Origin of the sequence: Mesorhizobium sp. NPDC059025, assembly GCF_042739655.1 — a bacterium.
Lineage (GTDB): Bacteria > Pseudomonadota > Alphaproteobacteria > Rhizobiales > Rhizobiaceae > Mesorhizobium.
In genome coordinates this window covers 1-19,635 of the sequence record NZ_JBHYIM010000014.1, presented here as the reverse complement: position 1 = coordinate 19,635, position 19,635 = coordinate 1, and the positions used below count along the sequence as shown (strand labels likewise).

General features: G+C 60.1%; 17 protein-coding genes and 1 pseudogene. 15 read left to right on the top strand and 3 right to left on the bottom strand.

Features of this window, described 5'->3' with window-relative positions; genetic code table 11:
- The first annotated feature begins 1 nt into the window (after position 1).
- Genes ACFWYE_RS25845 through ACFWYE_RS25815 form a run of 7 tightly spaced genes read left to right on the top strand, consistent with a single transcriptional unit; the run spans position 2 to position 7,002 of the window.
- Complete coding sequence (locus ACFWYE_RS25845) at positions 2-1,009, top strand: Gfo/Idh/MocA family protein (protein ID WP_379115055.1); 1,008 nt, start codon at positions 2-4, stop codon at positions 1,007-1,009.
- A 17-nt stretch (positions 1,010-1,026) separates the two neighbouring features.
- The gene (locus tag ACFWYE_RS25840; protein WP_379115054.1) at positions 1,027-2,058 is read left to right on the top strand and encodes a Gfo/Idh/MocA family protein; all 1,032 of its coding nucleotides are present in this window, start codon (positions 1,027-1,029) and stop codon (positions 2,056-2,058) included.
- A complete protein-coding gene (locus tag ACFWYE_RS25835; RefSeq protein ID WP_379115053.1) occupies positions 2,055-3,137 on the top strand; it encodes a Gfo/Idh/MocA family protein in 1,083 nt (360 codons plus the stop codon). The genes ACFWYE_RS25840 and ACFWYE_RS25835 overlap by 4 nt, the downstream gene beginning before the upstream one ends.
- Before the next feature lie 24 nt (positions 3,138-3,161).
- Positions 3,162-4,412, top strand: coding sequence for an ABC transporter substrate-binding protein (locus ACFWYE_RS25830; protein ID WP_379115052.1), 1,251 nt, complete (start codon positions 3,162-3,164; stop codon positions 4,410-4,412).
- 21 nt (positions 4,413-4,433) lie between these two features.
- Positions 4,434-5,390 (top strand): carbohydrate ABC transporter permease, encoded by a 957-nt coding sequence (locus ACFWYE_RS25825; protein ID WP_379115051.1) that lies wholly within the window; start codon positions 4,434-4,436, stop codon positions 5,388-5,390.
- Complete coding sequence (locus tag ACFWYE_RS25820; RefSeq protein WP_379115050.1) at positions 5,387-6,214, top strand: carbohydrate ABC transporter permease; 828 nt, start codon at positions 5,387-5,389, stop codon at positions 6,212-6,214. The genes ACFWYE_RS25825 and ACFWYE_RS25820 overlap by 4 nt, the downstream gene beginning before the upstream one ends.
- Positions 6,215-6,243: 29 nt before the next feature.
- Positions 6,244-7,002, top strand: coding sequence for a glutamine amidotransferase (locus tag ACFWYE_RS25815; RefSeq protein WP_379115049.1), 759 nt, complete (start codon positions 6,244-6,246; stop codon positions 7,000-7,002).
- Between the two features lie 113 nt (positions 7,003-7,115).
- Here the strand turns inward: ACFWYE_RS25815 and ACFWYE_RS25810 are convergent.
- From ACFWYE_RS25810 to traA, 3 genes and pseudogenes are all read right to left on the bottom strand, one after another.
- Positions 7,116-7,342: pseudogene (locus ACFWYE_RS25810) on the bottom strand (helix-turn-helix transcriptional regulator).
- 290 nt (positions 7,343-7,632) lie between these two features.
- Positions 7,633-7,842: a helix-turn-helix transcriptional regulator gene (locus ACFWYE_RS25805; protein WP_379115048.1), complete on the bottom strand. Its 210-nt coding sequence runs from the start codon at positions 7,840-7,842 to the stop codon at positions 7,633-7,635.
- Between the two features lie 128 nt (positions 7,843-7,970).
- On the bottom strand, positions 7,971-10,964 hold the full coding sequence (traA, locus tag ACFWYE_RS25800) for a Ti-type conjugative transfer relaxase TraA (protein WP_379115047.1): 2,994 nt from the start codon (positions 10,962-10,964) through the stop codon (positions 7,971-7,973).
- A gap of 183 nt (positions 10,965-11,147) precedes the next feature.
- Between traA and ACFWYE_RS25795 the strand changes: the two genes are divergently transcribed.
- From ACFWYE_RS25795 to ACFWYE_RS25760, 8 genes are all read left to right on the top strand, one after another.
- Positions 11,148-11,474 carry a conjugal transfer protein TraD gene (locus tag ACFWYE_RS25795; RefSeq protein ID WP_379115046.1) on the top strand — a complete coding sequence of 109 codons (327 nt, stop codon included), beginning with the start codon at positions 11,148-11,150 and terminating at the stop codon, positions 11,472-11,474.
- A 1-nt stretch (position 11,475) separates the two neighbouring features.
- Positions 11,476-11,715, top strand: a complete 240-nt coding sequence (locus ACFWYE_RS25790) for a conjugal transfer protein TraD (RefSeq protein WP_379115045.1) — start codon at positions 11,476-11,478, stop codon at positions 11,713-11,715.
- A gap of 108 nt (positions 11,716-11,823) precedes the next feature.
- The gene (locus tag ACFWYE_RS25785; protein ID WP_379115044.1) at positions 11,824-12,003 is read left to right on the top strand and encodes a DUF882 domain-containing protein; all 180 of its coding nucleotides are present in this window, start codon (positions 11,824-11,826) and stop codon (positions 12,001-12,003) included.
- A 361-nt stretch (positions 12,004-12,364) separates the two neighbouring features.
- A complete protein-coding gene (locus ACFWYE_RS25780) occupies positions 12,365-13,849 on the top strand; it encodes an ROK family protein (RefSeq protein ID WP_379115043.1) in 1,485 nt (494 codons plus the stop codon).
- Positions 13,846-15,360, top strand: coding sequence for a sugar ABC transporter ATP-binding protein (locus ACFWYE_RS25775; protein WP_379115042.1), 1,515 nt, complete (start codon positions 13,846-13,848; stop codon positions 15,358-15,360). The genes ACFWYE_RS25780 and ACFWYE_RS25775 overlap by 4 nt, the downstream gene beginning before the upstream one ends.
- The gene (locus ACFWYE_RS25770; protein WP_379115041.1) at positions 15,347-16,372 is read left to right on the top strand and encodes an ABC transporter permease; all 1,026 of its coding nucleotides are present in this window, start codon (positions 15,347-15,349) and stop codon (positions 16,370-16,372) included. Before ACFWYE_RS25775 ends, ACFWYE_RS25770 begins: the two co-directional genes overlap by 14 nt.
- A gap of 41 nt (positions 16,373-16,413) precedes the next feature.
- A complete protein-coding gene (locus ACFWYE_RS25765) occupies positions 16,414-17,379 on the top strand; it encodes a substrate-binding domain-containing protein (protein WP_379115040.1) in 966 nt (321 codons plus the stop codon).
- A 346-nt stretch (positions 17,380-17,725) separates the two neighbouring features.
- Positions 17,726-19,635, top strand: a 1,910-nt coding sequence (locus ACFWYE_RS25760; protein ID WP_379115039.1) for a formyltransferase family protein, incomplete at its 3' end; no start/stop codon positions are given.

Sequence of the window (19,635 nt, the reverse complement as noted above, 5' to 3'; positions counted from 1 at the left end):
TATGGAGCAGGTGACACTAGGGGTCATCGGGGCGGGGCGCATCGCCCATGTGATGTGCGACGCCTACGCGGAGTTGCCGCAGGCTAAGCTCTTAGCGGTGACCGATGTAAACCGCGCTGCGGCCGACACGGTAAAGTCGAAGTACGGAATGGAGAAGGTTTACGCGACGTACGAGGAGCTTCTTGCCGACGACGCGATCCATGCGGTGGTAATCTGCACGCCCACCCCCACGCATGCGGCGATAACCATCAAGGCCGCGGAGGCCGGCAAGCACATCTTTTGCCAGAAGCCGATGGCCCTCACGCTTGAGGACTGCGACGCGATGGTCGCGGCGGTGAAGAACGCAGGAGTCGTTCTGCAGATAGGCTTCATGCTCCGCTTCACACCGCCGTTCGGCGAAGCCAAGAAGTGGCTCGACGAGGGCGAGATCGGCGACGTCGTCGGCATCACCTCGTCGCTGTTCGGTTGGGTGCCATCAGCCGATTGGTTCTACGATCCGAAGATCGGCGGCGGAGTGCTCATCGACTCACTCTCCCACACTTTCGATCTCTTCCGCTGGTACAACGGCGACTTCGCCACGGTGTACGCCAGCGGCGGTGCTTTCGTCCTCGATGGAGCCAAGCGCTACGGCACCGCGGACAACGTCATGGCGCACTTCCGTTTCAGGAACGGCACAATAGGGAACCTCTATGGTTCCTGGACCAGCGGCTATGGGGATCTGACCGTCCAGGTCTACGGCACCAACGGCACCATCTCCATCGACCTGATGGAGAAGCAGGGCGGTAGCTTCTACATCCGCAATCGACGCAATGAGAGCTCCAGACCTCAGGGCTGGAGCAACATGGGCATCCTCTGGAAGTACGGCTACCAGGGCGAGGCCCGCCATTTCATCAATACGCTCCTCGGCAAGGCAAAGCCAATGCCGACCGGCGAAGAAGGCCGCGAGGCCATCCGGGCGCTCCTGCTCGCAAGCAAATCCATGCGGACCGGCAAGATCATGAAGCTGTGATGGAGCAATCGAAAGACATGGCAATCGGAGTAGGCATCGTCGGCGCAGGCTTCTGGTCGAAGCTCGTCCATATCCCGTCCTTTCAGAAGCTCCCCGGCTACGATCTCGTCGGCATCGCCTCAGGTCATCGCGCCAATGCCGACGCGACCGCCAGGGAAACCGGTATCCGGAAGGTCTACGACAGCTATCGGCAGCTGATCGAAGACCCGGACATCCGCCTCGTCGATATCGTCACGCCGAACCATCTGCACCGCAAGATCGCGGTCGCGGCGATGGAAGCCGGCAAGGACGTGATCGTCATCAAGCCGCTCGCAACGAACGTGGCAGATGCCGGCGCCATCCTCGACGCTGCGGCGAAGCGTGGCCGCACTGTCTTTTACGCCGAGAATGTGCCGTTCGTGCCCTCCCTCATCGCCTTCAAGGCGCTGGTCGACCAGGGTCTCTACGGCCACATCTTCCGCCTGAAGTCGATGCATGGCGTCGGCGGACCGCACGCGAGCTGGTTCTCCGATCCCAAGCAGTCGGGCGGCGGGGTGATCATCGACATGGCCGTCCACGGACTGGCCTTCCTGCAATGGTTCGCGGGCGGTGCGAGGCCGGTCAGTATTTACGCCGATGCCGGGACCTTCGTGCACAAATTTCCGGTCGAGGACACGTCGGTCCTCATCGTCCGCTACGACGACGGCAAGCTGGCCCAGAGCGAGGATAGCTGGTCGCTGCCCGGCGGCTTCGACGGTCGCTACGAGGTCTATGGCACGAGTGGCCACGGGTTCGTCGATACGCTCTACGGCCATCCCATCCGATCCGTTCTCGGCCGCGACAGCGAGGGCGGCTCGAATGCGATTCACTATCACGCCGTCGATGACCATTTCATCAAGGACGGCCACCTCGGCATGATGGCCCATTTCCTCGATTGCCTCGAGAACGGCATGCCCTGCCGGTCGAGCGGCGAGGACGGCCTTCGGGTCATGGAACTGGTCGATGCCGCCTACCGGTCGGTCAAAGCTGGTCGGTCGATTGAGATTTCTTCCGCATGGGGACAAGCATGACCAAGCTCAAGGTCGCAATGATCAGTTTCGATCACATTCATGCCGATATGCGCCTGAAAGCGCTGCTGGAGCAGCCCGAAGACGTCGAGATCGTCGCGATTTCGGAAAAGGACGAGGCCCGCGGGCGGGCGTCGCAGAAAAAGTATGGCGGCGAGTTCTATCAGGACTACCGCAAGCTCCTGGAGCGGAAGGACCTCGATTTCGTCTTTATCCACTCGGTGACCTCCGAGCACCGGCAGATGGTGCTCGATACCGCCGCCGCCGGCATAGATCTGTTTTGCGAAAAACCTCTCGCCGCGAGCTACAGCGAGGCTAGGGAAATGCTGGCCGCCGTTGAGAAGGCCGGTATCCGCCACACGACCGGCTTCAACAGCCGTCTCATCCCCGAGGCCGAGCGCGCCAAGGCGATCTTCGACACCGGCGTTCTCGGCAAGATCGTGTCGATCCGCTCCTTCCTAAGCTCGATCGGGCCCAAGGAACTCGGTTGTCCGCCATACATGTGCGACTGGATCCTCGATGCAAAGAAGGCCGCCGGCGGCGCGCTTATCGACGAGGGAGTCCATGCCATCGACCTGATGCGATGGTTCCTGGGTGACGTCGAGAGTGTCTTCGCTATGACCGCGAAGACCGTCAAGACCCAGCTCAACGTCGAGGACAACGCGATCACCATGCTGCGCTTCCAGAATGGCGTGCTCGGTGAGCTGAACACGTCATGGAGCATCAACATCGACGTCGGCATGAAGAACACAATGGAGATCTACGGGTCCGAAGGGACGATGATCGTGGAACTCACCTCCAAGGCGCCCAAGGTGGCGGTCTACACTGAGAAGCCGACCGCCGACCCGAAACTTGGCGGATGGATCGAACCGCAGATCAAGCCGGATTCCTCCGATCCGCACGACTACACGAGCTGGCCCGCGCACGCGATCCATTTCAAGCGCGAGATTAGCGACGTGATCCGCCGGCTCAAGAAGGACATTCCGTTCGACATCACTTTTGAGGACGGGGTGAAAGTCGCCGAGGTCACCAGCGCGGCATACGCGTCCGCGGCGAATGGAGAGTTGGTAAAACTGGCGTAAGTGGAAGCAAAGGGAGGACTATCCATGAGGAAGCTTACAGTCGCAATGTCGGCAATGCTGCTTGCCGCCATAACCGGAACCTCGGCGATGGCACAGCAGGACGTAACGCTTACTGTGTCGCGCTGGTCGGGGCAAAGCGCTGACGCCCAGGCCGAGCTGATGAAGCGGTTCACGGAGGAGACCGGCATCAAGGTCAACCTCGACGCCGTAGACTGGAGTCAGCTCAAGCAGAAGCAGGTGTCGAGCCTTTCCGGCGAAACCGGCCAGTACGACCTGGTGATGGTGCACGACACCTGGTTGAAGGAATACGTGACATCCGGCTACCTGCATCCGGTCGATGAGTTCTTGACCGACCAGAAGTACATCGGTCCGGATTTCGATATCAGCGACTTCGCCAAGGACATGATCAACGGCGCCACCGTAGACGGCAAGTTCTACGGCTTGCCGACGAACCCGGCCGTTGCGATCTTCGTCTACAACAAGGAGATGCTCGACGCCGAGGGCATTGCGCCGCCCAAGAACTGGTCGGAGCTCGTCGCGGCCGCCAAGCACTTCAGCGAGAAGGGGACAGGCGTCGCGCTTCCCGCCCAGCAGGCCGGAGCGCCGGTCGAGATTTGGGCATCGCTGATGCGCTCGCTCGGCGGCGACTACTTCACCGCCGACGGCAAGCTCAACATCGCAAGTAAGGAAGCGATCCAGGCGGCCACGATGTGGAAGGAGCTCAACCAGTACGCCGTGCGCGGCAGCAACAATTGGCACTGGGGCGACACCAACAAGCAGATCCAGCTTGGCGACTCGCCAATGGCCATCGTCCTCTCCGGTATCGCGGCGGATCTCGAGAATCACGAGAACAGCCGTGTTGTCGGCAAACTCGGCTATTCGGCAATACCCGCGCCCGACGGCAAGAAGCCCTATGGCGTGATGAACTTCTTCTGCTGGTGCGTGGCGGCGAACAGCCCGCATAAGGCGGAAGCCTTTCAGCTTTCGGGATGGCTTACCAGCAAAGCGCAGCTCACCCGGCTCAATCTCGAGATCATGCCCGAGATCGGCGGGCGCACTTCAGTCAGCAAGAACCCGGAGATTGTCGCCAAGCTCGGATTCCTCGGCGCCGTAGGTGAAGCGCTCGCCACTTCGGGCACGTTGCCGAGCGATCCAAATGCACCCAAGGTCAACGATCGGATCGGCGCGGCGCTTTCAGCAATCGTGGTGAACGATGCCGACCCGAAGGCCGAGTTCGAAGCCGCACGGGCCGATCTCGCGCCGCTCTATCCCTAGGTTCGGGCCGGATCGATTGAAATGCACGTCCCTCCCGGTTCAAATCTCGACAAGGCGAACACGGTGATATCCGGCCGATCAAACCACCTTAGAAGCGATCGCACCCTGGGGGTACTGCTAATCGCGCCCGCCGCGCTTGTCGTGTTCATCGCCATGATCGTGCCGCTCGCCTACGCGGTCGTCATGAGCTTCTTCGACTACAAGGTTGGAGCGGAGGCTTCCGCGCGCTTCATCTTCCTCGATAACTACCTCCATTTCTTCGGCGACCGCCAAGCCATAAAGGCACTCGTTACGACGATCGTCTTCTCGGTGTCCGCGCTCGCGCTCGAGCTGGTCATCGGCACGCTGATCGCGGTCATGCTGATGACCATCCCGAGTGGCCTCGCGAGTTTCTTCCGCACCGTCTACACGATGCCGCTGCTCGTCTCGCCGATCATCATCGCGCTGATCTGGACGCACATGCTCGATCCCTCCTACGGGCTCGTGTACTACCTGCTCGGGTTGGTCGGCCTCGACCACGTCTTCGGCGGCCTGACGCAGCCGGGCTGGGCGCTGTTCAGCATCGTTGTCGTCGACGTCTGGCAGACGACGCCCTTCGTACTTCTGGTCGTGACGTCAGGCCTGTCCTCAATATCGAAGGAAATCTACGAGGCGGCGGAGGTCGACGGCGCCGGACCGATCCGCACGCTGATCCAGATAACGCTGCCGCTGATCGTGCGCGTGCTTATCGTTATCACGATCATTCGCGGCATGGATGCTTTTCGTGTCTTCGATATCATCTTCGGCCTCACCAAAGGCGGGCCGGCCGATTCGACGCTGTCGCTCAGCATCTACGCCTTCCGGCAGGGCTTCGACTACCACGCCACAGGATACGCCATTACCATCTCGCTTTTCATGATGGCGCTGCTCGCCATCGTGTTCACGCCTCTGATGCGCTTCTTCAATGATGAGAACGCACCGGCGAGGGTGGCGCGATGACGGTTGGCCGCGCCGTCCGGTCGGTGACCAAGTATGCCGTGCTTGTCCTCTTCGGCCTCTGGTCCGCGGTGCCGATCGTCCTGGTCGTCCTCAACTCGTTCAAGCGCAGGCTCGACATCTTCAAGAATCCCCCATCGCTCGTTTTCGAGCCGACGCTGTCGAACTATCGCAAGATCTTCCTCACGGACGACTATCTCGCCTACTACAGGAACTCGATTGCCATCACCAGCATGACGACATTGCTGTCGATTGTCTTCGGGCTCTTCGCCGCATACGGATTGGTGTATTTCGGACTCAAGCAAGCCGGCAAGATTGCAAACATCTTTCTATGGGTAAAGATGATCCCGCCGATCACCATGCTGCTCCCGCTCTCCTCGATGCTCTACCTGCTCGACTTGCAGGGTTCGTATCTTGGTCCGGTTCTCGCGCACACGTCCCTGAACCTCGCTTTCGTGATCTGGTTGTTCATGAGTATCCTCAAGGAACTCCCCTCCGAGATCATCGACGCGGCCACGGTCGACGGCTGCACCAAGATGCAGACCTTCTGGTTCATCGTCGTGCCGATGGTGCTCCCGGGCATTGCCGCATGCACGGTGCTGTGTGCCCAGTACTCCTGGAACGAGCTGCTATTCGTCCTACAGCTCACCCGGCTCGACACCTACACGCTGCCGGTCGGTATCTCGAAGCTCGCCGGGGAGATGGCGGGCGACTGGGGCAAAAGCAGCGCCGCAGCCACGGTGACGATGTTGCCGATCATCATCGTCGGCTTCTTCGTGCAGAAGTACATCGCTCAGGGCACCACCAGCGGAGCCGTCAAGGGCTAGTTTCATCACCGCAGGATAATCGAGGGGCCATGAACAAGGAGTCGCTTTCCGTTCTGTTTGTCGGCGAGACCAACATCGTCCATATGATAGAGCACAAAGGTCTCGATGCGCTCGAGCTCACGCGCTACACGGAGTTCGCGACGCCGGTTCGCAATCTGTTCGAGGCACAGGGCCACCGTTTCACGCATGTCGCCTGCCACATCGTGCACGAGCAGTTCCCATCTACCATCGAAGGCATCCGGCGATACGACGTGGTAATCCTCAGCGACATCGGATCGAACACGATGCTGCTTCACCCGGATTACCTCAACCGAACGGTGAATTCCCTGAAGCTCATAGAACAGTACGTGGCCACCGGAGGTGGCTTCATCATGATTGGCGGATATTTCAGCTTTACCGGCTTCCAGGCCAAGGCGCGCTATAAGGACACGCCTATCGAAGAGCTTTTGCCGGTGACGATGCAGCCCTATGATGATCGTGTGGAGATCCCGGAGGGGGTGAATCTCACGCTCGATCCCGCGCTGAGGCATCCGATTGTTGACGGTTTGCCACGTGAATGGCCGCACGTCTTCGGCTACAATCGTCTGACTGCGAAGGCCGGTGCCACAGTGCTGGTGAAATCCGAGCGAGGTGACCCAATCATTGCTGTCGGCAGTTACGGTGATGGCAGGGCCGTTGCGTACGCCACGGATTGCGCCCAAGACTGGGCGTCGCCGCAACTTCTAGGGTGGGAGCACTACGGCAAGCTTTGGAATGGCCTGCTGCGTTGGACTGCCGGCGGTTCTTAGCGCGGGTGTTTGTGCAGCAGTCTCCCAAGTTTATTATCATATTGGTAATTCGCCAACTTCTCTGGATCGAGTTGAAGCTGGTGCCGGTGAGTGGGGCATGTTCCTCGTGATCATCACGGGTGATCATCGGTGCGTTCAGGGAGTCGCCTTGCTGCACGGCAGCTCACTCTATTCTTTCGTCCCACGCTTCAAGCTCGTCGACTGGACAGAGGACGGCTTTGCCGACCTTAACGAAGGATGGGCCGATATTCATCGCCCGCCAGTTCCGAAGCGTTCCAACCGAAACGCCACCGCGATAGCGCTTCGAGACTTCCTCGGGGGTGAGAAACTTTTCGTCCAACGTCAGCCTCCCGCGCCAGTGTATACTTGCGAGCCTTCTGCCACTCCTTGCACAGTCGAACTGTTGGGTCGTCTTGCGGAGCCTCGCTCGACTGGCTCTGCCGCGTCGAGACGTCGAATGGCCGTGTCCTGCGCGCCGCAGCTGCTCCCGCCAACAACCGCGGGCGCGTGACGGAGGGCAAAGCCGTGCTAAACGGCGGTGGCGTAGGCGTTCGCCTTGCGCGTCGGTCAAGCGACGGGTGACGCAAGACTCGTTGTCGGGGACGACCGACCTCAATGAGATTGAACCGTCTAACCGTCAGCTCCACCTTTCCGCCTCCAACGAACCGGATCTTCAACCCAGCGATTGATTTCGGATTCATGCCACCCAGCACCATTGACGCTGATCTTGATCTGAGCCGGGAAGGAGCCTTCGGCGATCTTGCGGTAGAGGGTGGAGCGGGTAAGCCCCGTCCGCGACAGAACGGATCTGAGACGGATGATACGGTCTGGTTCTCGCATGGTCGTCCTGCCTGCTACTGGATGTCTCTGGCTGCGATGGAAACCAGATGAGCAGGACCTTGCACGCCCGCAAGGCGCGTAATTTCAGGGTGCTGTCATAGCGAAGCGCCGGCTGTAAATCGGACGGCTTACAGTCCGATGCCACGTCCCCTGCCGAGATCGATACCGTGCGTGAAGGCGAGCTCGGCACCGAGACGGCGGCCGGTTTCCATCCCGATGCCGAGCGCTTTCTTGTGGTTGGCAAGGATAGATTCAAGCTGCGGATCGCGTTCGAGGCTTTTAGCCATGTCGCCCATCTGTGAGCGGGTCGCCCGATAGCTGGCCATGTCAGCGGCCCGGTACTGACGCTGGCTGGTCTGATCGAGCTTTTGCCAGCGTTCGACGAAGCGCGCGGCTCTGGCGTTCAGATCGAGGCTCGCATCGTTGCTGCGTTCGTTGCGGATTTCCGTTTCGAGTTGCAGCGCGCGAATGGCGCGATTGACCTTGCCTGTGGCCGCTTCGTGAGCGAGTTCTGGATGTTTGACGTAAGCCGCCTCGGCATCGCGCCAACCATGCGGCCGCACCTTGTCGAAGGCCTGGCGCGCCTTGTCGAGGTCGCGCATGCGCTCGGGACTGACCCTGTCGTTCGTTTCTCCAGCGATGACAATTGCGTCGACGGCGCGGGCATGGCGGGTGAGGGCATCTGTGCGGGCTTTGCGCATCACCGCTTCCGGATCTTGCGACGCGGTAACGTTCGGCTTCGCAATGTCACGGCGCGCTTCTTCGCCTACATCTTCTCTTATCGGCTCGCGCCGACTTTCCTGGCTCGGCGAGAGCAAGCCGCTGATGCGGTCGCGCAGCCTTTCCGGCAGGATGCGCCTTATGATCTCAGCGACACGTTCGGTGAAGGTAATGCCGCGCCGTTCGGCATAGAGCCGGGCCGGATCCGCCGTCTCGTAATCCGATGCCATATCCTTGGCGCGGTCGCGCGACAGCGTGCGCGCGAGCCGGTCCGGATTGGCAAAATCATCGTTGCCGTAATGGAGATCTACACCGTCACGATGGCGCGACAGGGCGACATAGGTGCCATGCGCATCCATGCCAGATGTGGCGAGCACATGAGTGCGATCAACCGTCATGCCCTGCGCCTTATGGATGGTTGCCGCATAACCATGGTCGATGCGATCATAATCCTTGAAGTCGAAGGAGACAGAACGGCCGTCGTCGGTGCGCACCGTCATGGTCCGCGTGTCGACCTTTTCGATGGTGCCGAGCGTGCCGTTCTTCACGCCAAGCCCGCGATCGTTCTCCAGGAACATGATGCGATCGCCGCTGGCGAAGTGGCGCATGCCACGGTCGACGGTGACACGGACCTCGTCACCTAAATCGCCTGCTTCGCGTATGCGATCACGCGCTGCCTCGTTGAGGATGCGAACCTCATCATTGGTGTGCGTGAGGATGATGCGGCTTTGGCCTGATTGTCGCTGCCGCTCGCGGTCCCAACGCTCGATCAGATCCTGTCTGGCCTGCTCGCGCGTTGCCGCCTCGTGCACCATGTCGTGAGAACGGTATGCTTCAAGTGCATGGCCAATCCTGGCCGTCGCGAGGTCGCGTGTGGCGTCGCGTTGCCAGCCATCGCGCTGACGCCGCACCTCACCGATTTCAGCGCCGCCATGACGTTCGTGGATCGCGCGCAATGCGGCGCCCGCCTCGATGGCCTGCAACTGTTGCGGGTCACCGACCAGAACGACTTTCGCGCCAACTGCGGCCGCATGGGACAGTACGCGCTCCAACTGGCGCGTGCCGACCATGCCGGCCTCATCGATGATCAGCACATCGCGCGAGGAGAGCAAATCACGATCGTTCGACCAGCCATGTTCCATGCTGGCGATGGTGCGCGATGATACACCCGATCCACTTTCGAGATTCTCGGCGGCAATGCCGGAAAGGGCGGCGCCGCGGACGCGGTAGCCGGCGGCCTCCCATGCCTCGCGTGCCACGCCGAGCATCGCGCTCTTTCCCGTTCCGGCATGGCCGATCACGAGCGCAAGATCACGCCCATCGGTGATATGGGTGAGCGCATCCTGCTGCTCGCCCGACAGTCTTAGACTGTTCGCCTCGGCCCGCACCAGCGCTATATCTCGATCCCGATCTCTGACCGCATGGCGCTCGCGTTCGGCCATGCGTTCCGCTGCTGCGTGCAAACGCTGTTCGGCCGCGATCATGTCGCGTGTTGTGAAGCGCTCCATGCCGCGGCCGTCGCTGCCGAGTTCGACCAGGTCGGCTGAACTTCCCAATGCGTTCATCACCGCGTTGAACTGCTCCAGTCCATCACTATGGCGGTGCGCGAACATTGCCATGTCGCGCCGCGTAAAGGTCGATTGCTGCTGTGTGATGGCGTCCAATGCCAAAGCGGGGTTGGCGAGGATTTGCGCGCCATTGTTGCGCGCAATCTCGCGATGCAGTTCGGCGCGGTCGGCAACGTCGACAGCCTCGGCTTCTATACGCTGTGCCGATGCACCGATCTGGCTCTGAGGTTCCAGCGCGATGCCCTGTGCTTCCAGGCTGCGATGGTCGATGCGGACGTCGATATCGAGATCGGCCAAGCGCTCATTGGCAAGCTCGGCCCAGCGTTCGCGCCAGCGCCCGATCATCTCCGTGCGGTTCCAGTCCCGCACCTTGGGACCAAATCCGTTCTCGTCGACCGAGCGCATGGTGAGCATGACATGGGCATGGGGTTTCGCCACACCATCTTCACCGATATCCCAATGCACGTTGAGATCGGCGATCATGCCGGCCTCGACGAACTGCGCCTGCACAAAGTCGCGAGCCAGTTCGATACCTTGGGCCAGGCTCAACTCGCGGGGCAGGGCGAATTCCACCTCGCGAGCAAGCTGCGCGTCCATGCGTTTCTCGAAGGCCTCGACATTGTTCCAGAGCCGTTCACGACCACGCCAGTGCTCGGGTGCACCATCGGGCAACAGCACCTCAGAATGGACGACGCCACGTTTGGCAGAGAAGTCATGGCTGCGTTCGATCCGCTCGTCGCGCAGTCGCGAGGCCGACCGGTAGGCAGCAGACGCCACCGCACTTGAGCCGCTCTTCCGGCCAATGACCTTGACGTGAAGATGATAGATCGCCATCGCGCCCTGATCATCAGCACATCCGAGCGCACGTCGGAACGACGTATAAGCGCGCCCTCCCTCGAAAAAATCTCGGGATGGACCGGCGTGTCCCAGACCGGCTTAGTGACATGGCAGCCTTTTGCGAGCCGCTCGGTTACCCTCATTTCATCGGCAGCTTGCCGCAAGGAAGGAGATCGCCGCATGCGTAAGCCACGTGACTACGACAGCGAACTGAAGGCGCTGGAGGACAAGGCAAAATACATCAAAACACGCAAGGTGCAGCAACTGGGCGAACTGGTGATTGCCACCGGTGGCGACAGTTTCAGCGCCGAAGAACTCGCCGGTGCACTGCTAGTGCTGGCCGAGACGAAGGATGTCACCAAGCGGGAGGCATGGGCCAGGCGTGGTGCCGCCTTCTTTCGTGGCGGATCACGGCGGCCTGCAACACCATCTGACCGCGATACTGGCGGCGCTCCGACACAACCGGGCGGCACGCAATCGCCGACAGGCGGCACTGGCGCGGCTTGACATGCGCGCATGGCAGGTCGAGCGCCGGAAGCGTACGAAACAGCTCATTGAGCTCGGCGGTCTCGTCGTCAAAGCCGGCATCGTTGAGTTGACCAATGACGATCGCGCCATAATCTATGGCGCGCTGCTCTGGATGGCGAACAAGCTCAAAAACGAAGAGAGCGAACGGGCGCGGGAACTATGGGCTGCAATGGGAAAAGAGGGCTTCAAGCCAAAACAGATTAACGAAGTGGGGGGCTAAAGATATGCGATCTTCGCGCAAGCGGGACGTTGAGACGAGACGAACGCAAAATGTTGCGTAGTCGTATGAGTCAAACCAATGACCAGACCGTAGAATTGGCGGTAGTGCTTGAAGCGTCCGCTTTGCGTCCTCATTTCAAACGTTGATCCAAATTTTCTATTGTCCGGCTACTATTCGACTTCAGGATCTCCCTTCGTTCATCTCGATGTGGGGCATGTGCGCGCATGGCCGCGCATGTCGCGCCCGGAATTGGCGCACATTTTCCCGAATGGTCGGCACTGCATCTGACGGCAGGGCGTTGCCAGCCTATGATCTGGCGATGGCTGACCACAGGCAGCGCATCAAGGCGAGGTCTGCCGCTGCAGCCGGCACCGCAGGAAAATCGAACTCCCCAGATGACGCATCGCTGTCCATAGGCGCTGCTCACCGCCATGCTTCCAACCCGCAAAAGCCGCGCGCTGGAAGCTGCCGCCTCGCAGGTCTCCGGCGGCAAGGTTGCTTCGGAACCATCATTCATCGACCTTGTGGCGATCGGTGCGCCAATTCCGGAATTTCGTTGCCAACCACGTGCCTCCGCTGAATACAGCAGCCTTCATTCCTTCGGCATTGTTCATTCGCGCTCACCGCACAGGCTTCCTGAGGCAGCCGGATGCAATTTCAATCCCGTCTCACCGCTTCAGGCTTGTCCGGGTCGCAAGGGCAATGGGGCAATTTCGGATGCAGCGCTCCTTGCCTGGGCGCCCGCGACCGCCAAGGAACTCAAACAGTTGTGCCTTCCGGCAAGCCTGCAGAATGCCGTGGCAAATCCATCGATGGGGTGAAACCGATCGAAACTTCGGCTTTAATCTGGCCGAAGATTGGCCTTGTAAGTTTTACTCATATACGAAAGGATTGTTCTAAGTCTGTGGCTTGTCGACAAGGGAGGGTCGGCATTCCAATCCCCTGGAGAAATTTAAGCCGTCGCGAACGCCACCTGTTGGAAGGCGCCTTCTGGATGTACGGCAGCTCGCGCCAAGGCCTGGCAACCTTGCTTGGTCTATCGCGCAGCAAGACAAATGGGCTGATCGCAGAACTGGTCGCACAGGGTCTGGTAGAGGAGACTGGACAAAGGCCGTCGACAGGTGGCCGTCGACCTCAAGCCCTCAGATTGCATCCGGATCTGGGGCTTGTTGCGGGGATCGATATCGGTGCAAAGGGCATGGATATTGCGTTGCTCAAACCGGACATGAGCGTCGTTGCCCGCCACCGAGAAGCAACCGATGTTCGCGAGGGGCCCGGCGCAGTGCTCTCGCGTGTTCGCACCAACCTGACGGCTCTGTTGAGGCAACATGGCGGCGACGGCTCGCTTCTTGCGATTGGAATGGGTGTTCCCGGGCCGGTGAACTTCGCCACCGGCCAGCTGGTCACCCCGCCGCTGATGCCCAATTGGGACAGCTTCTCCATCCGCGACTACATGCGCGACTTCACGGCTGCACCTTGCTACATCGATAACGATGTCAACGTGATGGCACTCGGCGTGTTGTGGCGTCTGCGCCGCCAGCACCGCAACTTCCTGGTCATCAAGGTTGGCACCGGTATAGGTTGTGGCATTGTCTGCAGCGGCGAAATCTATCGCGGACACACCGGTTCGGCGGGTGATGTCGGCCACATCAGCGTCGACGAAAACGGTCCCCTTTGTACCTGCGGCAATCGCGGCTGCGTTGAAGCCATGGCGGGAGGTCCGGCAATAGCGGAGTTGGCCCATGAGGCTGTGCGGCGTGGTGAAAGTCCTTTCCTGAAAGCGTGGATGGAAAGGCATGGTGAGATTGGAGCGGAAGCCCTGCGCGAGGCAAGCCGGGCCGGCGACCCGACCGCCGACCGGATCATTATCCGTGCCGGTGGCCTTGTCGGACAGATGCTGGCGTCCGTGGTCAATTTCTTCAACCCGTCGCACGTCTTTGTCGGAGGGAGCATGGCCAACCTCGGCCCACTCTTTCTCGCCGCCATCCGCCAGCGCGTCAACCTGCGCTCGACCGCATTGTCGGCACGTCATCTGGAAGTCGCGCCGCTTCCCTTCGTCAGCGACGCCGGGACGATCGGCGCCGGCGTACTGGCGGTACGGGAATCCTTGCGAGATGGGGAGACTATGCAATGAATACTTCCGCTCAAGCCGGCCTGGCGGTCGAATTCGACAATGTGGTCAAGGAATTCGGTGCCGTGCGTGTTCTCCACGGCATCAGCTTCGCGCTCGAACCGGGCAAGGTATACGGGCTGCTCGGCGAAAATGGAGCCGGCAAATCCACGCTGATGAAAATCCTGGCTGGTTACCAGCCGCAGACATCAGGCGAAATCCGGGTGAACGGCAAGCCCGTGACCTTCGCCAGTTCGCGCAAGGCGGAGGACGAAGGCATCGTCATGATCCATCAGGAGTTCAATCTCGCCGACGACCTGACAATCTCCGACAACATCTTTCTGGGTCATGAGATAAGGCGCGGGCTTCTGCTCGACGACAAGGCGATGCATGCGGCCGCGGCCGGCGTGCTCGGGCAGGTTGGGCTGACCATCGATCCGGCAACGAAGGTCAGCCGTCTCATCGTGGCCGAGAAACAGTTGGTCGAGATCGCCAAGGCGCTGGCACGCAATGCCCGGCTGCTGATCATGGATGAGCCGACGGCCACCCTGACCCCCTCGGAGACAGGCAGGCTGTTCAAGCTGATCGACCAGATGCGGGACAACGGCGTCACCATCATCTACATTTCGCATAAACTGGATGAGGTGGAGCGCATTACCGATGAGGTGATCGTCATGCGCGACGGACGCTTCGTCGGACGCTCGCCCACCAAGGATATCACGCGCAGGCACATGGCCAACATGATGATCGGGCGTGAGGTGAGTGATCTCTATCCGCCCCGCGCGCCAGTGCCCGCTGAAACCGCTCCGATGCTGCGGGTCAGGGATTTTTCTGTCCCGGGTTGGGCCTCGAACATCAACTTCGAAGTCCGCTCCGGCGAAATCCTCGGATTTGCCGGGCTGGTCGGCGCCGGCCGCACCGAACTCTTCGAGGGTATCCTCGGCTTGCGGAAGGCAAGCGGCAAAGTCCAATTGGCTGGCAAGGACGTCATCTTCCGCTCGCCCCGCGAAGCGGCCGACCACGGACTCACCTATCTGAGCGAGGACCGCAAGGGAAAAGGCCTGCACGTCAACTTTCATCTTCGCGAAAACCTTACCCTGATGGCGCTGGAGCGTTACGCGAATCCGCTGCTTAAGCCAGCAAGTGAAGACCGCGCCCTGGAGGTCGCGGTGAATGAATTCGGCATCCGTACCGGCACGCTCCGCAACAAGGCATCAGCCTTGTCCGGCGGCAATCAGCAGAAGTTGGCGTTGGCCAAGGTGCTGCATCCCGAGCCTAAAGTGGTTGTGCTCGACGAGCCGACGCGCGGCGTCGATATCGGCGCCAAGCGAGACATTTATCACCTCATCAACCGGCTGGCCGAAAAGGGGTTGGCGGTTGTCATCATCTCTTCCGAGCTGCTCGAGTTGATCGGCCTCGCTCATCGCGTGGTGGTAATGCGCGCCGGGCATTTCTCTGCAGAAGTGCACGGGGACAAGCTGACTGAGCAGGAACTGATCGCACACGCCACGGGGACCGCACATGTCGACGCCTGAGACCGCAAAAGACGCCACGGACGCAACGCGCTCACGTCAGTCCAAGGCGGCAGCCTGGCGCGATCGGATCCAGAGTTATGGGCCACTTGCTGGCCTGATCCTTCTCTGCATTGTCGGCACCTCCCTGAACGGTGACTTCGCTACGACCGAAAACATTCTCAATGTGCTGACCCGCACCGCCTTCATCGGCATCATCGCCGTCGGCATGTGTTTCGTCATTATCTCCGGGGGCATCGATCTCTCGGTCGGTTCGATGGCGGCGCTGATCGCCGGCTGCGTCATCATGCTGATAAACTGGGCCGGGCAGCATGTCGGATCGCCATTGCTGGCCGTTCTCATCGGCGCGGTTTCCGCGGTCGTTCTCGGCGGCTTCTTCGGCATGATCCACGGTCTGCTGATCACGAAAGGCCGCATCGAGCCGTTCATCGTTACACTCGGCACGCTCGGGATCTACCGAGCTTACCTGACCTACTTTTCCGGCGGCGGTGCGATCACGCTTGATAACGCGCTGGCAGACCTCTACGCGCCTGTCTATTACGGCTACTTCCTTGGCTTGCCGATCCCTGTCTGGGTGTTCGTGGGCGTAGCGCTTGCCGGCGCGCTGATCCTGAACCGCACTGCTTATGGCCGCTATGTGCAAGCAATTGGTTCCAACGAGCAGGTAGCCCGTTATGCCGCCGTTGACGTGGACTGGGTAAAGCTCAAGACTTACATGCTGCTAGGCATGTGTGTTGGCATAGCGACGCTGCTTTACGTGCCACGCCTCGGTTCGGCTTCGCCAACAACCGGCTTGCTTTGGGAGCTGGAGGCGATCGCTGCCGTCATTGTCGGGGGCACCGCTTTGAAGGGCGGAGCTGGCTCGATCGCCGGTACAGTGGTCGGTGCCATTCTGCTGTCCGTCATCAGCAACATTCTAAATCTGACCAGCATCATCAGCGTCTACCTGAACGCGGCGGTGCAGGGCTACGTCATCATCATCGTCGCTCTATTACAACGGAACCGGCGGTCGTGATCCACAGCACCACCAATAAAAGAAACTCAAGGAGAGACAAAGTGAAAGCGATTTGCAGACGTGTCGCATTGAAAGCCACAGTCGCCGCCGCCGCCCTGATGGCGTTGCCAGCCATGGCCGCCGAAAAGGTCAACCTTGGCGTGTCAATTCCGGCCGCTACGCACAGTTTCATGGGCGGCATCAACTATTGGGCCGCGCGGGCCAAGACCGAACTCGAGGCGGCAAACCCCGACCTGAAGGTTACCATCAAGACCGCCGCCAACGCGACGGAGCAGGCAGACCAGCTGCGCGACCTTTCGACCGTGAACAAGATCAACGCGCTGGTTGTCTTCCCGTTCGAGTCAGCCGCCCTCACCAAGCCGGTCGCCGACGTCAAGGCGAAAGGTGCCTATATCACCGTGGTCGACCGCGGTCTGACTGACCCGTCGATCCAGGACGCTTACGTCGCTGGCGACAACACCGCCTTCGGCAAACTTCCCGCCGAGTACATAGCCAAGCAGCTCAACGGCAAGGGCAATGTCGTCGCGCTTCGCGGCATCGCCACGACGCTCGACAACGAGCGCATGGATGCCTTCAACGCAGTGCTCAAGGAGCATCCGGACATTAAGTTGTTGGATGCGCAGTACGCTAACTGGAACCGCGACGACGCGTATAAGGTGACGCAGGACTTCCTGACCCGCTTCAAGAACATCGATGCGTTCTGGGCGGCTGACGACGACATGGCCTTCGGTGCCATCAAGGCAATCGATCAGGCCGGACGCAAGGACATCAAGGTGATCTTCGGTGGCGCTGGCGCCAAGGACATGGTCAAGGTCATCATGGATGGAACCGACCCTCGCATCCAGGCCGATGTCAGCTACTCACCGAAGTTCATCTATGACGCGGTCAAGATGACAGCCGAGGCGCGCCTGAAGGGTGAGAAGCTGCCTGCCAAGAACATCGTGCCATCGGTGCTGATCGACAAGTCGAATGCCAAGGAGTTTTTCTATCCCGACTCGCCTTTCTAAGCACTTCAAGCGGGCAACCGGCCCCAAACCATAACATCGACGGTGTGACGGCCCGGGCCGTCGTCGAACCTTCGCAGATGCCCGGTTCGCGAAGCATCGTCCTCTGGCGTCGCCCGGCCACCATGGTGGCCGGGCAGCACCATTTTTCGAATTTGTGGCAGAAAATTTGTGACTGGCGGATCAGATACGCCGAGTATTGAATATTATGTCACTCAAAAATTTGAAATATTTATGGGGAAATAATTAATTATATTCTCAGTGTTCCGACACTGTTGCAATTAACGGTTTGTTTGAATCGGGTGTTTTGTGAATATTTCGGCATTGTCAAAGATCTGTGAGAAATACTTTGACCGAAGCGGAACGATGCGAGCACGGGAATGACAAGGTTTGTATGGATGTCGATTGCACCTGTGTGATCGTAGGCAGTGGATCGTTCGCGATCCACTGTGCGCTTCGCCTTCGTATTGAAGGATATCGGATCCGGGCCGTACTTGCCTGCGATGATCTTTTCGCGAATTGGGCCAGGAGTGAAAATCTTCAACTGCTGGGCTCGGTTCCAGAGCTCGATCAATGGCTGTCCGTCGAAGAGGTGGGCTGGCTTTTCTCGATCGTAAATCCACAAGTCCTGCCGGCTTCGCTGCTCGCGCGCCTGTCAGCCGGAGCAATCAACTATCACGATAGTCCGTTGCCGCGTTACTCCGGCAGGCATGCGACATCATGGGCGATATTGTCAGGGGAAACGCGACATGGCGTCACCTGGCATCGGATGCTTGGCATGGTCGATGCGGGTGACATTCTGGTCCAGCGCCACTTTGCCATCGCGGACGATGAAACCGCGATCAGCCTGAATCTCAAATGTTACCAGGAAGCCGAGGCAGGATTCGACATTCTGCTTGCCGGGCTGAACGGCGCAGGCCTGCAAGCGCGTCCTCAAAGTTCTTCAGACCGAATGTTTTCGTCGCGCTACAGGCGCCCGGACGCGGCCGGCTTTTTTCGCTGGGATCGTCCGGCGCAGGATGCATCCAGACTGGTCCGTGCCATGGACTATGGTGTCGGGCGGGTGAATCCCCTGACGTGCGCGAAAATCTATCATCCTGAGATCGCCGTCAGTGTGGGACAGCTTGATGTACAGGAGAAAAATTCGGGAGCCGTGCCGGGCACATTGCTGGATATTGCCCCGGCTGGCTGGCGGATTTCGACGCATAGCCAGGACGTTGTCGTCAGCAAACTGACGAAAGCCGGGGGCGCCAAAACAGACCCGTGCGCTTTGGCATGCGATCTGGGCCTCAATATTGGCGACAGCTTGCCCATTCTCAGCGACGCTGAATGCCGCACGTTACAGGAAGTCCATCAGACCCTGGCGGTTCGGGAAGAATTCTGGCTGGAACGACTGGAGCGTTTCAGTTCGCCATGGCTGCCTTTCCTCCAAAAGCGCGATCCTCGTGAGGATGCCGGCATGGAGGTTACGGCGTGGCAACATTGCGCAGCATTGGACAAACTTGACGCAGGTTTGCGGATAGATCACCTCACAGCAAGCCTGGGGATTTATCTTGCGCGTGTGTGCACGACGCAGGAGTTCCAGATCGGCTGGAACGCTGGCATACCCACCCCTCTGCTCTCTCCGGCATTGGCACGCCTCGTCCCAATGGAGTTGGGTATCAGTCTCGCTTCGAACTTTGACGAGGTCATTGCCGCAGTTCGTGCTGAACGGGAAGCTCTGGCCAAGAACGGTAGCAGTTACCCGCTCGATCTGGTGAACCGCTATCCGCAGTTGGACGCAAATCGATCTCTCCATACTGTCTGTCCCTGGTCCGTGGCGGTCAATGTCATTGCCTCGCAGAAAGGCGACGGGCCTGGCGACCCCTGTGACGCGCTCGATACGCCTGGCGGATGTTTAACCCTGGAGATCCGAGAACGGGACGGAGCCATTCGATGGTTCTACCGTGCGGCGCTTCTTGATTCCAGTCAGGTAGACATCATTACGGGTCATTTGTTCGCTCTCGCGGGAGCCGGCTGCGACCCTGGACAGAAATCGCTGCCGGTCGGCCGGATTGACTTGCTTGGACCGCAGGAGCGCCGGCTTCTTCTCGAGGAATGGAATGACACTGCGGCAGCCTTTGCGGAGGACGCCTGCATCCATGAGCTGTTCGAGGCCCAGGCAGTGCGGTCGCCGGATGCGATCGCGCTGATCTGCGACGATGAAGAGATCAGCTATGGCGAGCTGAACATACGGGCCAATCGTGTCGCGCACCGGCT